Annotated in this window: 16 protein-coding genes; 14 read left to right on the top strand and 2 right to left on the bottom strand. The window is 67.4% G+C overall.

Annotation, left to right across the window (positions count from 1 at the left end):
• Window position 1: 1 nt before the first annotated feature.
• The 13 genes from flhA (at window position 2) to ACR9ZH_RS05490 (ending at window position 12,181) form a co-directional block, all read left to right on the top strand.
• Window positions 2-2,110 carry a flagellar biosynthesis protein FlhA gene (flhA, locus tag ACR9ZH_RS05550; RefSeq protein WP_481289767.1) on the top strand — a complete coding sequence of 703 codons (2,109 nt, stop codon included), beginning with the start codon at window positions 2-4 and terminating at the stop codon, window positions 2,108-2,110.
• A 21-nt stretch (window positions 2,111-2,131) separates the two neighbouring features.
• On the top strand, window positions 2,132-3,466 hold the full coding sequence (flhF, locus tag ACR9ZH_RS05545) for a flagellar biosynthesis GTPase FlhF (RefSeq protein ID WP_481289766.1): 1,335 nt from the start codon (window positions 2,132-2,134) through the stop codon (window positions 3,464-3,466).
• Between the two features lie 47 nt (window positions 3,467-3,513).
• Window positions 3,514-4,389 (top strand): MinD/ParA family protein, encoded by an 876-nt coding sequence (locus tag ACR9ZH_RS05540; protein ID WP_481289765.1) that lies wholly within the window; start codon window positions 3,514-3,516, stop codon window positions 4,387-4,389.
• Complete coding sequence (locus tag ACR9ZH_RS05535) at window positions 4,386-5,117, top strand: RNA polymerase sigma factor FliA (RefSeq protein ID WP_481289764.1); 732 nt, start codon at window positions 4,386-4,388, stop codon at window positions 5,115-5,117. The genes ACR9ZH_RS05540 and ACR9ZH_RS05535 overlap by 4 nt, the downstream gene beginning before the upstream one ends.
• A gap of 31 nt (window positions 5,118-5,148) precedes the next feature.
• Window positions 5,149-5,550, top strand: a complete 402-nt coding sequence (gene cheY, locus ACR9ZH_RS05530; protein ID WP_481289763.1) for a chemotaxis response regulator CheY — start codon at window positions 5,149-5,151, stop codon at window positions 5,548-5,550.
• 9 nt (window positions 5,551-5,559) lie between these two features.
• A complete protein-coding gene (locus ACR9ZH_RS05525) occupies window positions 5,560-6,201 on the top strand; it encodes a protein phosphatase CheZ (protein ID WP_481289762.1) in 642 nt (213 codons plus the stop codon).
• Window positions 6,202-6,208: 7 nt separating this feature from the next.
• A complete protein-coding gene (locus tag ACR9ZH_RS05520) occupies window positions 6,209-8,257 on the top strand; it encodes a chemotaxis protein CheA (RefSeq protein ID WP_481289761.1) in 2,049 nt (682 codons plus the stop codon).
• Between the two features lies 1 nt (window position 8,258).
• On the top strand, window positions 8,259-8,999 hold the full coding sequence (locus ACR9ZH_RS05515) for a flagellar motor protein (protein ID WP_481289760.1): 741 nt from the start codon (window positions 8,259-8,261) through the stop codon (window positions 8,997-8,999).
• Window positions 8,996-9,898: a flagellar motor protein MotD gene (gene motD, locus ACR9ZH_RS05510; RefSeq protein WP_481289759.1), complete on the top strand. Its 903-nt coding sequence runs from the start codon at window positions 8,996-8,998 to the stop codon at window positions 9,896-9,898. Before ACR9ZH_RS05515 ends, motD begins: the two co-directional genes overlap by 4 nt.
• Entirely contained in the window at window positions 9,898-10,686 is a 789-nt protein-coding gene (locus ACR9ZH_RS05505; protein WP_481289758.1) for a ParA family protein, read from the top strand. Before motD ends, ACR9ZH_RS05505 begins: the two co-directional genes overlap by 1 nt.
• Window positions 10,686-11,258 (top strand): chemotaxis protein CheW, encoded by a 573-nt coding sequence (locus ACR9ZH_RS05500; RefSeq protein ID WP_481289757.1) that lies wholly within the window; start codon window positions 10,686-10,688, stop codon window positions 11,256-11,258. The genes ACR9ZH_RS05505 and ACR9ZH_RS05500 overlap by 1 nt, the downstream gene beginning before the upstream one ends.
• Window positions 11,255-11,704 carry a chemotaxis protein CheW gene (locus tag ACR9ZH_RS05495; protein ID WP_481289756.1) on the top strand — a complete coding sequence of 150 codons (450 nt, stop codon included), beginning with the start codon at window positions 11,255-11,257 and terminating at the stop codon, window positions 11,702-11,704. The genes ACR9ZH_RS05500 and ACR9ZH_RS05495 overlap by 4 nt, the downstream gene beginning before the upstream one ends.
• 66 nt (window positions 11,705-11,770) lie before the next feature.
• Window positions 11,771-12,181, top strand: coding sequence for a DUF2802 domain-containing protein (locus tag ACR9ZH_RS05490; protein WP_481289755.1), 411 nt, complete (start codon window positions 11,771-11,773; stop codon window positions 12,179-12,181).
• Here ACR9ZH_RS05490 and ACR9ZH_RS05485 read toward each other — a convergent pair.
• The gene (locus ACR9ZH_RS05485; protein WP_481289754.1) at window positions 12,178-12,615 is read right to left on the bottom strand and encodes a hypothetical protein; all 438 of its coding nucleotides are present in this window, start codon (window positions 12,613-12,615) and stop codon (window positions 12,178-12,180) included. The genes ACR9ZH_RS05490 and ACR9ZH_RS05485 overlap by 4 nt on opposite strands.
• 164 nt (window positions 12,616-12,779) lie before the next feature.
• On the opposite strand from ACR9ZH_RS05485, the gene ACR9ZH_RS05480 reads away from it, so the two are divergent.
• Window positions 12,780-13,316 carry a YaeQ family protein gene (locus tag ACR9ZH_RS05480; protein WP_481289753.1) on the top strand — a complete coding sequence of 179 codons (537 nt, stop codon included), beginning with the start codon at window positions 12,780-12,782 and terminating at the stop codon, window positions 13,314-13,316.
• A gap of 6 nt (window positions 13,317-13,322) precedes the next feature.
• Here the strand turns inward: ACR9ZH_RS05480 and ACR9ZH_RS05475 are convergent, their stop codons facing one another.
• Window positions 13,323-13,958, bottom strand: a complete 636-nt coding sequence (locus ACR9ZH_RS05475) for a TMEM175 family protein (RefSeq protein WP_481289752.1) — start codon at window positions 13,956-13,958, stop codon at window positions 13,323-13,325.
• Window positions 13,959-14,238: the final 280 nt, after the last annotated feature.

Here is a 14,238-nt window from a genome sequence, read left to right as displayed (position 1 = left end):
GATGGCAGCCAGCACCACCTTCATGGGCACGTTCCGCCAGATCGGGCGCCGCGGCATCGCCGCACCGCTGGCGATGCTGATCATGCTCGGCATGATGATGCTGCCCTTGCCGCCGTTCGTGCTGGACCTGCTGTTCACCTTCAACATCGCGCTGTCGCTGGTGATCCTGCTGGCCACGATGTACGTGATGCGTCCGCTGGAACTGGCCTCGTTTCCCACGGTGGTGCTGTTCGCCACCTTGCTGCGCCTGGCGCTGAACATCGCGTCGACCCGCGTGGTGCTGCTCCACGGCCACAACGGTCCCGGCGCCGCGGGCAAGGTGATCGAGGCCTTCGGCGAGTTCGTCATCGGCGGCAACTTCGCCGTCGGCTTCGTGGTGTTCGCCATCCTCACCATCATCAACTTCGTGGTGGTGACCAAGGGCGCGACCCGCGTGTCGGAAGTGACCGCGCGCTTCACCCTGGACGCGATGCCTGGCAAGCAGATGGCCATCGACGCCGATCTCAATGCCGGCCTGCTGACCCAGGAGCAGGCGCGCGAGCGGCGTCAGGAAGTGCGCGAGGAAGCGGACTTCTACGGCTCGATGGACGGTGCGTCCAAGTTCGTCCGCGGCGACGCCACCGCCGGCATGCTGATCCTCGCCATCAACATCATCGGCGGCTTCTTCATCGGCATGCTGCAGCACGGGCTCTCGGCCGCGGAAGCCGCACGCACGTACACGCTTCTGACCATCGGCGACGGCCTCGTCGCCCAGGTGCCTGGCCTCATGCTGTCCATCGCCACGGCGGTGATCGTCACCCGCGTGTCGAAGTCCCAGGAAATGGGCAAGCACGTCATGGGACAGCTGTTCGGCCAGCCGAAGGCGCTGGCCGTCGCCGCCGCCGTGCTCGGCATCATGGGCCTCATTCCGGGCATGCCCAACCTTCCGTTCCTGATCCTCGCGGCGATCGCGGGCTTCGGCGCGTGGAAACTGCACCAGCACCAGATGGAAGCCGCTGCCGGCGTCGCCTCCGGTACGGGCGCACCGGGCACGGAACTGGCGCTGGAGTCGGTGCCCCCGGCCGAGCGGCTGGAACTCTCGTGGGAAGACGTGGCCCAGGTGGACACCATCGGCCTGGAAGTCGGCTATCGCCTCATCCCGATGGTCGACAAGGCGCAGGGCGGGGAGCTGATGGCACGGATCAAGTCGGTGCGCCGCAAGCTGTCGCAGGAACTGGGTTTCCTGGTGCCCTCGGTGCATATCCGCGACAACCTCGACCTCGCACCGCACGGCTACCGCATTTCGCTGATGGGCGTGCCGATGGGCGAGGCCGAGATCCATACCGAGCGCATGCTGGCGATCGATCCGGGCCGCGTGCACGGCACGATCAACGGCATCGCCACGCGCGACCCGGCCTTCGGCCTGGACGCCGTGTGGATCGAGCCGGGCCTGCGCGAGCACGCGCAGACGCTCGGTTACACGGTGGTCGATCCGGCCACGGTGATCGCCACGCACCTCTCGCACATCCTGCAGAACCACGCCCACGAACTCATCGGCCACCAGGACGTGCAGCAGTTGCTGGACCGTCTGGCCCAGCAGACGCCGAAGTTGGTGGAAGACCTGGTGCCGAAGCGCCTGTCGCTCGGCGTAGTGGTCAAGGTGCTGCAGAACCTGCTCGCCGAACGCGTGCCGATCCGCAACTTCCGCGGCATCGTGGAATCGCTGGCCGAGCACGCGGGGCAGAGCCAGGATCCAGGCGTCCTCGCCGCGGCGGTGCGTGTCACCCTCGGCCGACAGATCGTCCAGGAAATCGCCGGCCTCGGTACGGAAGTCCCCGTCATTACTTTGGCGCCGGAGCTGGAGCAGATCCTGCTGCAATCCCTACAAGGCGGCGGTCCCGCCGGCGCGGCCGTCGAGCCGGGACTGGCCGATCGCCTGCAGCAGAGCGTTGCCGACGCGGCGCGGCGCCAGGAAGCGGCCGGCGAACCGGCGGTCCTGCTCGTCTCGCCGGCACTTCGTCCGTGGCTTTCACGCTTCACCCGGCATGTGGCCCAAAACCTGCATGTGCTTGCGTACAACGAGGTTCCGGACAACCGACGCGTCAAGCTGGTGACGGCCCTCGGACGATAGGACGAAGACAGGATCGCACGCATGAAAATCAAACGATTCGTTGCTCCCGACATGCGCCAGGCCATGCGCCAGGTCAGGGACGAACAGGGCCCGGATGCCGTGATCCTGTCCACCCGCCGGCTGGACGACGGCATCGAGATCATCGCTGCCCTCGATTACGACGAAGCCCTGGTGCGCGAAGCCGGCTTCGGCCTGGAGCCGCCGGCGAAGCAAGAGAAAGCGCCGATGCGCGCCATCCGCGACGAAGCCGATCGCGCCGCGCGGATCGACCAGGCCCGCGCCGCGACGGCCGCCGCCGTGGAACGTGCCTCGCGCTCCGGCGCGCAGGACAACGCCAACGCGCCGCAGCGCCAGTCCAGCGCGGCGCTCGCCGCCAGCGTGGCCGACGTGGTCCGCGCAGCCACCGTGGCGCCGAACAACGACGCCGCCGTGAACGGCGTGCGTGCCGAGATCACCAACCTGCGCGAGATGCTCGAAGTACAGCTCTCGACCCTCGCGTGGAACCAGATGGATCGCGAGCAGCCGCTGCGTGCCCGCGTGCTGCGCGAGATGACCCGCCTTGGCATCGACGGCGACGTGGCCCGCGCGCTGTGCGCCGAGCTGCCGCCGGGCATGACCCCGGACCAGGCCCGCTACCTGCCGCTGGGCCTCCTCTCGCGCAACATCCGCGCCAGCGGACGCAACTTCGACACCGTGGGCGGCGGCATCACGGCACTGGTGGGTACGACCGGCGTGGGCAAGACCACGACGATCGCCAAGCTCGCCGCCCGCGCGGTGCTGCGCCATGGCGCGTCGAACGTCGCGCTGATCAGTGCCGACCAGTACCGCATCGGTGCCGGGGCGCAGCTCGAACATTATGGCCGCCTGCTCGGCGTGCGCGTTTTCAATGCACACGACGCCACCAGCCTGCGCAATGTGCTTCTGCAACTGCGCGGCAAGCACACCGTCCTCGTGGACACGGCCGGCCTGGCCGGCAACGATCCCAAGCTGCAGCAGCAGTTCGACACGCTGCGCGCAACTTCGGACGTGCGCGTATGCCTCGTGCTCGCCGCCAACGCGCAGGCCCAGGCCATCGACAGCGCCATCCGCGCTTATGCGCCGCTGGCGCCGCAAAGCGCCATCCTCACCAAGCTCGACGAGGCACCGCTGATCGGTGGCGCGCTCTCGGCCCTCATTCGCCACGATCTTCCGCTGGACTACACGACGGATGGGCAGCGCGTGCCCGAGGACATCGCCACGGCCGATGCGCGCAAGCTCGTCTGCCTCGCCGCCCAGCGGCTGAAGCAACGCAACGAAGAACCCGACGACGCCCTGCTGGCCGAACGCTTCGGCACGGCGACGCCGGCCCTGGCCTGAGCGGCCTCACGGACACAGACAGAAAGACAGGGGCAGTGACTTCCTTCATGAGCACACACGCCGATTCCACCCAGGCCGCCGGACTGAACTGGCTCGCCGACCGTCGCCCCACCCGCAGCATCGCGATCGCGGGCGGCAAGGGCGGCGTCGGCAAGACCACGGTGGCGGTCAACCTCGGCATGGCGCTGGCGATGGGCGGCCGGGACGTCCTCCTGCTCGATGCCGACCTCGCCATGGCGAACATCGACGTCCTGCTCGGCCTGCAGCCTACCCGCCACCTGGGTCACATGCTGGAAGGGGAGTGCCGCATCGAGGACCTGATCCTCGAAGCCGCGCACGGCCTGAAGGTGATCCCGGCCACCTCGGGCACGCGGCGCATGGCCCAGCTGCCGAACATCGAGCATGCCGCGGTCATCCGCGCCTTCGATGAGTACCCGCTGGCGCCCGAATACCTCATCGTCGACACCGCCGCCGGCATTTCCGACAGCGTGTCCATGTTCGCGGCGGCCTCGGACGAGGTGGTGGTGGTGGTCTGCGACGAGCCGGCCTCGCTGACCGACGCCTACGCCCTGATCAAGGTGATGAGCCGGGAGTTCGCGGTCAACCGCTTCCGCATCGTGGCCAACATGGTCCGCCATGCCCAGGAGGGCCGCCAGCTGTTCGAGAAGCTGTCGCGGGTGACCAACCGGTTCCTCGACGTATCCCTGGATTTCATGGGCATGGTCCCGCACGACGAATACCTGCGCCAGGCCATCCGGCGCCAGTCGGCCGTCGTCGACGCCTGGCCGAGCAGCCGGTCCGCGATCGGATTCAAGAATCTGGCCCGGTCGGTCGATACATGGGGTGAACCCGAGCCCCGGGCACAGGGCCGCATCGGCTTTTTCGCCGAGCGGTCCCACTTGGGAGGAGGGCTGCCACTGTGAGCGTCGCGACCGAATATCTCGAGATCACGCGTATCCCGGCGGATCAACTGGTAAAAACCCACGCGCCGCTGGTGCGCCGTATCGCCTATCACCTGATGGGCAGGCTGCCGCCGAGCGTGGATGCGAACGACCTCATGCAGGCCGGAATGATCGGATTGCTCGAGGCCGCAAGGAATTACTCGCCGACTCGCGCGGCCAGCTTCGAAACCTATGCGGGCATCCGCATACGTGGCGCCATGCTGGACGAACTGCGCAAGACGGACTGGACCCCGCGCTCCGTCCACCGGAAGTTGCGCGAGGTCGCGGAGGTGACGAGGCAGATCGAAAACGAGACGGGTGGCGACGCCGAAGACGCCGAAGTGATGAAGCGGCTGGGCATCGACGCCATGGAATACAACCAGATCCTGGCCGACGCGGCGAGCGCGCGGTTGCTGAGCCTCACGGCGCCGGAAGGCGACGAGGGCGCGGCGATCGACGTGGCCGACCCGGATGCCGCGGGTCCGGACGGATTGTTCGAGCAGGAAGGCCTGCGCGACGCGCTGGCGCAGTCCATCGATGGGCTGCCCGAGCGCGAAAAGCTGGTCATGTCGCTGTACTACGATGAAGAGCTCAACCTGAAGGAAATCGGTGCGGTGCTGGGTGTGAGCGAATCGCGGGTGTGCCAGATCCACGGCCAGGCCCTGATTCGCCTCCGTGCACGCATGTCGGGTTGGAAAGACAAGCATTGACGAACGCGCGGTAGCAAGGCGGAGAGAAGTTTTGGACAAGAACATGAAGATCCTCGTGGTGGACGATTTCTCCACCATGCGACGTATCGTCAGGAACCTCCTGGTGGAGCTGGGGTTCACCAACACCCTGATCCAGGAGGCCGAGGACGGTAACGCGGCGCTGGCGCTGCTGCGCGCGCAGCCGATCGACCTCGTGGTCACCGACTGGAACATGCCGAACATGACCGGCATCGACCTGCTGCGGGCGATCCGCGCCGATGCACAGCTGAAATCGCTGCCGGTGCTGATGGTCACCGCGGAGAACAACCGCGACCAGATCATCGCCGCCGCGCAGAGCGGCGTGAACGGCTATGTCGTCAAGCCCTTCACCGCGGTGACGCTGAAGGAAAAACTCGACAAGATCTTCGAACGTCTCGCTGCGGCCGCAGGCTAAGGAACGACGATGAACACGATGCTTACCACCGGCCATGACGTGGCACCCGAACTGCGCGAACTGCTCGACGCCGACGATCCGGCCGCCTTCGAGCAGGCGCTCGACCGCCTCCTGCGCACGCGCGAACAGCACCTGTTCCTGGCCCTGGGCCACCTCGCGCGCGACCTGCACGAGTCCGCGCGCCGCCTCGCCGCCGACATCTCCAACGACGGCGTGCCGGGCAACATGGGCGACGCGCGCAAGCACCTGCGCGACGTGCTCGAGATGAGTTCGCAGGCCGCCCATCGCACGCTCGATTTCAGCGAGAAGCTGCGCCCGCAGGCCCAGGCGCTGGCGCGCCAGGCCGACGAAGTGCTGGTGCTCGATCCCGCCGATCCCGCGTTCGGCGCCAACGCCACGGCCCTGGCCGTGCGCGTGGGCGATTTCGCGCAGAGCTGCGATATCGGCTTCGGCGAAATGGTGGAAGCACAGTCGTGGCAGGACCTCTCCGGCCAGCGCGTGGCCCAGGTCGAGGCCTTCATGGCCAAGGTCGAGTCCTCGCTGGTGGAACTGGTGCGCCTGACCGGCTCCCTCGCGGGCGGTGCGGCACCGCCCGCCGACAAGGTCAGCCAGGACGAAGTGGATCGCCTCCTCAGCGAATTCGGCTTCTGAGCGCCCTATGAGCGTGGAGCTGGACAACGAGCTGCTCAATGTCTTCCTGATCGAGGCACGCGAACTGCTCGAGAGCCTGGGCGAACAGCTCGTGGACCTCGAGTCGTCGCCGGGCGACACCGACCTGCTTAACGCGGTATTCCGCGCGTTCCACACCGTGAAGGGCGGTGCGGGATTCCTCGGCCTGAATCCGATGGTGGAGCTCTGCCATCGCGCCGAGGACCTGCTCAACGAAGCGCGCAACGGCGCCGTCGTGCTCAACGCAGGCTTCATGGATGCGCTGCTGGAGTCGCTCGACCTCCTCAACGACATGATGCGGGCCGCCGATGGCGGCCTGCCGCTCGACGCCGCCCCGCGTTCGCTGCTCGATCGCCTGCTGATCCCGGGCCGCGCCGTTTCCGCGCCTCCGGTGGCGCTGTCCGCACCGGTCGCCGCTCCCGCGGCGGCCGCCGTCCCGTCGCGCCCCTACGATCCCATCGAAGACGAATTCGAGGCGATGCTCGACGCCGCGCGCAACGAGCGCGACCCGGCACCGGCATCGTCCGGTACGATCTCCGATGACGAGTTCGAAGCCCTGCTGGATTCGCTCTATGGCACCGGCGCGCCCGGCGCCGAACCGGATGCCTCCGCGCCCGAATCCGCTCCGGTGGCTGCCGCTCCCGTCGCGCCGCCCGCCGGCAACACCATCAGCGACGACGAGTTCGAAGCCCTGCTCGACAGCCTCCACGGCACCGCCGCCCCCGGCACCGCCGCCGTCCCGGCAACGGCTCCTGTAGGAGCGGACCTGTCCGCGACGCCTTTCGCCCCGGTCCCCACGCCTGCGGCAGCACCCGCAACAGCCTCACCGAAATCCCAACCCGCCGAAAAACGCACGGCCTCCACCGCCGACACCACCGTCCGCGTCGACACCAGCCGTCTCGACAGCCTCGTGGATGCCGCCGGCGAACTGGTGCTGGTTCGCAACCGCCTCACCAACCTCGCGCCGCGCGGCACCAACGACCCGATGGAACGCGCCATCGGCGAACTCGAGCGCGTGGCCGAAGACCTGCAGAACGCCGTGCTGCGCATGCGCATGCAGCCGGTGGGCAAGCTGTTCTCACGATTCCCGCGCATCGTCCGCGATCTCGCCCGCCAGCTGGGCAAGGAGATCGAACTGGTTACCGAAGGCGAAGAGACCGACATCGACCGCACCGTGGTGGAAGCGCTGGCCGACCCGCTGGTTCACCTGCTGCGCAATTCGGTCGACCACGGCATCGAGATGCCCGAGGTGCGCGAGCGCGAGGGCAAGCCGCGCTCGGGCACGGTCCGTCTCGCCGCAGGACAGTTCGGCGACCGCATCGTCATCACCGTCACCGACGACGGCAAGGGCATGGACCCCGAGGTCCTGCGCCGCAAGGCCGTCGAAAAGGGCTTGATGGACGAGGAGCAGGCCGCGCGCCTCGACGAGCGAGAATGCTACGAGATCGTGTTCCGCCCGGGTTTCTCCACGGCCAGCCAGGTCTCCGACATCTCCGGCCGCGGCGTCGGTATGGACGTGGTCAAGACGAAGATCGTGGAACTCGGCGGCACGCTGTCGATCGACTCCCGCGTCGGGCACGGCAGCACGGTGCGCCTCTCCGTGCCGCTCACCCTCGCGATCCTGCGCGTGCTGATGGTGCGCGTGGGCAACCGGTTGCTGTCGCTGCCGCTGTCCAACGTGGCCGAAGTGTTCGAACTCGTGCCCGGCCAGATCCAGGAACTCGACGGCCGTATCGTCGCGTCCCATCGCCAGCGCGCGCTGCCCCTGGCCGATCTCGGCCGCTGGGCCGGTGCCGCGGGGAAGGGCGGCCACGTGGTGGTCGTGCAGATCGGCCACCAGACCCTCGGTTGCCTGGTCGACGAGGTGCTTGGACGTGAAGACGTCATGGCCAAGCCGCTGGGGCCGTTCCTCAAGGATGTGCCCGGCGTGGCGGGCGCCACGATCACCGGCGACGGCAGGATTTCGCTCGTGCTCGATCTCGCAGGCCTCGCCGAAGACGGCGGCCAGGTCCTGCCTACCCTGAGGATGGCTGTCTGATATGGATATCGTGAGCGTCGTCGGAACGATCCTGGCCTTCGTGGTCATCATCCTGGGCACCATCCTCAAGGGCTCGAGCCTCGACGCCCTGTGGAATCCGGCCGCGTTCATCATCGTCTTCGTCGGCACCTTCGCGGCCCTGCTCGTGCAGACGCCGGGTGCCGTACTCAAGCGCGCCTGGGGCATGCTGCCCTGGGTATACCGCCCGCCCGATATCGAATCCGCAGACTTGGTCAGCCGCATCGTCGGGTGGAGCGAAATCTCGCGGCGCACCGGCCTCCTCGGCCTGGAGCCTGCGATCGAGCGCGAAGGCGATCCCTTCATCCGCAAGGGCCTCCAGTTGCTGGTGGATGGCACCGAGCCCGACGCCATGCGTTCCGTCCTCGAAGTGGAGGTGTTCGCGCGCGAGCACACCGACATCGAGGGCGCCAAGGTGTTCGAGAACGCCGGCGCCTACTCGCCCACCATGGGCATCATCGGCGCCGTCATGGGTCTTATGTCGGTGATGCAGAACCTCGCCGATCCGAGCAAGCTCGGCCACGGCATCGCGGCGGCCTTCGTCGCCACCATCTACGGCATCGGTCTCGCCAACCTCCTGGCGCTGCCGATGGCTTCGCGCCTGAAGGGACTCGCCCGGCGCCGTTCGCAGATGCGCGAGATCCTGGTCGAAGGGCTGGTTTCCATCGCGCAGGGCGACAACCCCCGCCACATCGAGAGCAAGCTGCAGGGATTCCTGTCGTGAAGCGCCGCCACCACGAGGAACACATCAACCACGAGCGCTGGGCGATCCCCTATGGGGACCTGATCACCCTGCTGCTCGCCTTGTTCGTGGTGATGTACGCCGTGTCGGCGGTGAACGAAACGAAGTTCCGCGTGATGGCGCAGTCCATCAACGAAGCCTTCAACGGCACCGGCAAGGTCATCGAGCCGATCCGCGAGGCGACGCCGGCCGCCCAGGTGCCCTTGCCGAACCAGTCGCGCGCGCCCTCGGCAGCGCCGATCGCGAAGATCGACGTGCCGATTCCGCCGCGCAACCTGCCGTTGCCGGGCCACGAAGGCGCGGCACCCGAACGCCAGGAAGCGGCCAGCGTCAATACCGCGTCCGCGGCCAACACGGCGATCGGCAAGACCGAGGACGCGAGCCTAAGCCAGATTTCCGACGAAGTGCAGCGGGCGATGAAGCCGCTGATCGACAAGAGCATGGTCAGCGTGCGGAAGACGCCGGACTGGCTCGAAATCGAAGTGCGCACCGATATCCTGTTCCCGGTCGGCGTGGCGAAGCTGCAGGCACCGGCGGAGGACGTGCTGCGCAAGCTGGCAGGCATTCTCGCGCCCTTCCCGAACGCCATGCGCATCGAGGGCTATACCGACAACACGCCCATCGCGACGGCCACCTTTCCCTCGAACTGGGAATTGTCGGCCGCCCGTGCGGCGACCGTGGCGCGGTTGCTCACCATTACCGGCGTCGACCCGCATCGCGTCGGCATCGTCGGCTGGGGCGAGTTCCGTCCCACTGCAGACAACGCCACGGAAGACGGCCGCAATCGCAATCGCCGCGTGCTGATCGTGGTGATGAGCGACAAGGCTGCGCCGGCGCGTTTCTACAGCGATGTCGCGCACGTCGCGACGAGGGCCGGGTGATGCGCGTCTGGGCGGTGTCGAACCAGAAGGGCGGCGTCGGCAAGACCACGACCACCGTGGCGCTCGGCAGCCTGCTCGCCGACTCGGGCAAACGCACGCTGCTGGTCGACATGGATCCGCACGCGTCGCTGTCCGGCTATGTCGGCGTGGAAGGCGGCGCGCACGGCAGCGTGTACGACCTCTTCAGCGTGGGCGCCAACCCGTTGCCGGTACGCACCCTGGTTCACGCGACGCAGTGGGACCGGCTCAGCGTGCTGCCGGCCTCCGCCGCCATGATCACGCTGGACCGGCAGCTCGGCGCCCGGCCCGGCATGGGGCTCGTGCTGAGCCAGGCACTGGCGGAGCTGTCCTCCGACTTCGACAACGTGCTGCTCGATTGCCCGCCGACGCTCGGCGTGCTGATGGTCAACGCACTCGCGGCCAGCGATCGCCTGCTCGTGCCGACGCAGACGGAAGCGCTGGCCCTGGCCGGCCTCGAGCGGATGCTGCGCAGCCTGTCGATGATCGAGCGCTCGCGGGGCAAACCGATACCGCGCACGATCGTGCCCACGTTGTACGACGCGCGCACGCATGCCTCGCGTGCCTGCCTCGTGCAATTGCGCGAGCAATACGGCGACGACGTGAGCCAGTCGGTGATTCCCACCGATACCCAGATTCGCGAAGCGAGCGCCGCAGGCGTGCCCCTGGCCGCGTGGCCGGCGGCGCGCCGGGGCGGTCTGGCGTATCGCCAGCTGCTCGACGAATTGCTGGCCATGCCCGTGCCGTCCGTGACGGACGCCGCCGCGTGATGCGCGCCATGCAAGATGCCGAACAGATCGTCGCCGACTACCTCGCCGACCTGCTGACGCCGGTCGCCGCAAGCCTGCCGGTGCCCCCGACCGAGGTGAAGGTCGTGGCGTTCGAACCCTGGCGGAACACGCCGATCTCCGCGCCGGCGCGCGATGCGGCCTGCCGCTACCTGCTGTGCGTGGCCGCGGGAGTGAAGCTGGCCGTGCCCATGGCGGATGTCACCCACGTGATACCGATGCCGCCGCTGACGCCGCCGAACTCCAGCAATCCGGTCTGCCTCGGCCGTTGGCGGCACCCCAGTGGCGAAGCGCGCGTGGCCGACCTCGCGGCCGTGCTTTCGCCCGACCTCCGCGGCGCGCCCGTCATGACGCTGGTGATCCTGCGCGACCGCACCTGGGCCCTGGCCTGCGTGGTGGACGAGGAGCCGGTGGAACTGCCGCCGGACACGATCCAGTGGCGCCGCGGCGCAGCCACGCGCCCGTGGCTGGCGGGAATGTCGCCGGAACCCAAATGCGGCGTGGTCGACGTGGCCGCACTCATCGAATGGCTGGAAAAGGAGCTGGGCCCATGACCCAACCCCAACACGACGGGCATGGTGCCTGGCTCGGTTTCTCCCTGAAAGGGCAGCGCTACGCGGTATCCCTCGCCAGCGTGCGCGAAGTGATCCGCCCGGGCGACATCACGCCGGTTCCCGGCGCTCCGGACGACGTGCTCGGCATCGTCAACCTGCGCGGGCAGATCGTGCCGGTGCTCGACGGCCGCCGCCGCTTCGGCCTGGATGGCGGTATCGAGGAGGGCACGGAAGAGTCCCGCCGCGTCATCGTGTTCGATGACGGCGGCAGCGTGGTCGGCATGCGCATCGACGTGATCGGCGACATGCTCACCTTCGAGGCCGACGACGTGGCCCCGCCACCCCCGGGCCGCGCCGAGCGCCGCGACGACCCGGTCAGCGGCGTGATCACCCGCGACGACGGCTTCATCGCCTTGGTCGACGTCCAGAAGCTCTGCCGCGCCTGATCCACCGCTTTTTCGCGATGCCACATTGCGCTACCGTGTCCGGCGACCCAACGGAGTCCCACCTGCATGAACGCCGCCATCGGATACGTGCTGATCGCCCTCGCGGTCCTCAACCTCGTCGGCCTGCTATTCCTGTTCCGCAGGCTGGACGACGCGGCTCGGCCGTCAACGCACAAGGAGCCAGCGGCCCCAGCCGCCGCGGCTCCCGCGCAGGCTCCAGCCGAGCCGGCGATCCCCGCCGAAACCCTGGCCAACATGCTCCGCCGCCTCGATCACCGCCTGGGCGACATCGAGGACCAGGTACGCCGCCAACCGGCCGTCACCGTCGCGAGCGAACCGAGCGCCACAAGCGACCGTGCGCTGGCCCTCGCCCAACGCCTTGCACGACAGGGCGCGTCGCCGCAGAACATCGCGGAAACCTGCGGCATCTCGCTTACCGAGGCTGAACTGCTTTATCGGCTGCATGCGCCGAGCTAAGGCTGTTCAGCCGTTTTCTTTACGATTCCGGTGACGGATGTGGCCGGCGTTTCGGTATAGACGAAGATCTCGTCCGCGTCCGGTCCCATGACCCCGATGTATGAGAGCTGTAGGAAGTTGCCGTACACGACTATGATCTTCCACACACAGTTCGAACTGCCGTCCGCTGCGTTCGTAACCGTGTAGGTAATGGGCTGATGAGTCAGGTGTACTACTGGGCCAGTGAGACCCGCGAAATTGGCCCAAATTTCCGCTTCTCCCTGCCCATTACCGAACATCCGGGCGCTCGCAATCGAACTGAAGGGCGCAAGGTTCAACCCAATACTGCCTGACGTCTTGCCTATAAAGGAGCCAGAAAGGGCCGCTGTGTTGCACGCAGCCATCGCGTGGCCCCCAAAGAGTAGTAGTGCGCAAAAACCAAATAATCGTTTCATGATGTCCTCCACGCGCCGCACCCTGCGGCTTCCTGGAAACTACGCTTCGCCAGCGGCGAAACTTGAACCGGGGCCGAAAATGCGGAACGCTTGCCAACTCGGCCTACAAGTAGCCGTTTCCTCATGTACGCTCTGCGTCCGGCATCGAAAGCGAGCGGCACCTCATGGCACTTAAATCCACGGTCTTCAAGGCCGAACTGCAGGTCAGCGACATGGACCGGCACTACTACCAGTCCCACGCTTTGACCATCGCCCAGCACCCGTCGGAAACCGACGACCGGATGATGGTGCGGGTGCTCGCGTTCGCGCTGAATGCCGACGAGGACCTGGTCTTCGGCAAAGGCCTCAGTTCGGATGATGAGCCGGACCTGTGGCGCAAGGAGCTGACCGGCGACGTGGACCTGTGGATCGAAATCGGCCAGCCAGACGAGCAGCGCATCCGCCGCGCCGCCGGACGCGCCAGGCGGGTGATCGTCTACAGCTACAGCGGACGCAGCGCCGAAGTCTGGTGGAAGAAGACCTCGGCCGCCGTGGCCCGGACCAAAAACGTCTCCGTCATCGATATCGCTCCCGCCACGGTCGATGCGCTTGCCGCGCTCACGCAGCGCACGATGCAGATCCAGTTCATGGTGCAGGACGGCCAGGCCCAGATCATCAGCGGCGACGCCATCGTGCCGGTCGAACTGACCACGCTGGCTTGAGCCGCGTCACTCCGTGTCAAGCGCGGGCTCGACAGTCCTCTTCTTCGCCATGGCCGCAAACACCCGCACAACCAGCGGCATGAGCATCAGGGGCAGATTGCTCGGACCCGGCCACCAGATGGCCAGGACGCCTGCAAGGATCGCCATCGACGGCAGCGCCAGGGCCCGGCGCCGCAACATGGCGATAACGTCTTCCGTGACGTCTTCCCGGAGGAAGGGCACCCGGAGGACCCGCTTGATCAGCCGGAACTGAAGCAGTCCCGCCACCAACAAGGTGCCTGCGTAGAACCACTCCGGAACGCGCTCGGTGGGATGTGCGCTCATCAATGCCGACGAGAACGGCATGAATGCGATGGCCATCAGGAGGAACAGGTTTGGCCACACGATCGACGGGTCGTAATGGCGAAGCATGCCGAATACGCGGTGGTGGGCCGCCCATAGCGCGCCCACGACGATGAAGCTGAGGATGAAGCCCACGAAGTGCGGAGTGAGTTCGACAAGCGCCTGTACCCAGGCGCCGTCACTGCGATCCGCGGGATGTGGCACATGGATTTCGATCACCAGCAAGGTGATGGCGATGGCGAAGACGGCATCCGAAAAGAACGTCAGCCGTTCGAGTTGCTGATCCTGCGCGTGCGACATGCGGTACGCCCCCTCTTTAACCCCGGCCGATCATCGCGCGTGCCGGTGCGGAGGGGAAGGGGGTTTCGCACGCGTGCGACAGTCTTCGCGTCGGTTGGCCCGCTTGCGCGTGCCCATGCTCTGAGCAGCTTCGCCGCATGGAGCGGTTGCCGGCTCGGCTGTCGCCATCGGGTTTTGCTTCGGCGTAGCGGCGGGTCGCCGGCGGCTGCCGTTTTTCTCGCTAAGTCCTCGTCCGGCCTACGCCTCCCTGCGGAATCGCTCCAAAAACGGCAGCCACCGG

This window comes from Luteibacter sp. SVR4-7G, from assembly GCF_056755555.1.
Note: the sequence above shows the minus strand (reverse complement) of the source record. Positions and strands in the feature narration are given on the sequence as shown.

Bases quoted from the DNA above. Each gene is read 5' to 3' on its own strand.
- ACR9ZH_RS05505 (WP_481289758.1), top strand. From the start codon at position 9,898: ATGCGCGTCTGGGCGGTGTCGAACCAGAAGGGCGGCGTCGGCAAGACC.
- ACR9ZH_RS05495 (WP_481289756.1), top strand. From the start codon at position 11,255: ATGACCCAACCCCAACACGACGGGCATGGTGCCTGGCTCGGTTTCTCC.
- ACR9ZH_RS05480 (WP_481289753.1), top strand. From the start codon at position 12,780: ATGGCACTTAAATCCACGGTCTTCAAGGCCGAACTGCAGGTCAGCGAC.
- ACR9ZH_RS05485 (WP_481289754.1), bottom strand. From the start codon at position 12,615: ATGAAACGATTATTTGGTTTTTGCGCACTACTACTCTTTGGGGGCCAC.
- ACR9ZH_RS05515 (WP_481289760.1), top strand. From the start codon at position 8,259: ATGGATATCGTGAGCGTCGTCGGAACGATCCTGGCCTTCGTGGTCATC.
- ACR9ZH_RS05490 (WP_481289755.1), top strand. From the start codon at position 11,771: ATGAACGCCGCCATCGGATACGTGCTGATCGCCCTCGCGGTCCTCAAC.
- ACR9ZH_RS05520 (WP_481289761.1), top strand. From the start codon at position 6,209: ATGAGCGTGGAGCTGGACAACGAGCTGCTCAATGTCTTCCTGATCGAG.
- flhF (WP_481289766.1), top strand. From the start codon at position 2,132: ATGAAAATCAAACGATTCGTTGCTCCCGACATGCGCCAGGCCATGCGC.
- flhA (WP_481289767.1), top strand. From the start codon at position 2: ATGGCAGCCAGCACCACCTTCATGGGCACGTTCCGCCAGATCGGGCGC.
- ACR9ZH_RS05540 (WP_481289765.1), top strand. From the start codon at position 3,514: ATGAGCACACACGCCGATTCCACCCAGGCCGCCGGACTGAACTGGCTC.
- ACR9ZH_RS05475 (WP_481289752.1), bottom strand. From the start codon at position 13,958: ATGTCGCACGCGCAGGATCAGCAACTCGAACGGCTGACGTTCTTTTCG.
- ACR9ZH_RS05525 (WP_481289762.1), top strand. From the start codon at position 5,560: ATGAACACGATGCTTACCACCGGCCATGACGTGGCACCCGAACTGCGC.
- ACR9ZH_RS05500 (WP_481289757.1), top strand. From the start codon at position 10,686: ATGCGCGCCATGCAAGATGCCGAACAGATCGTCGCCGACTACCTCGCC.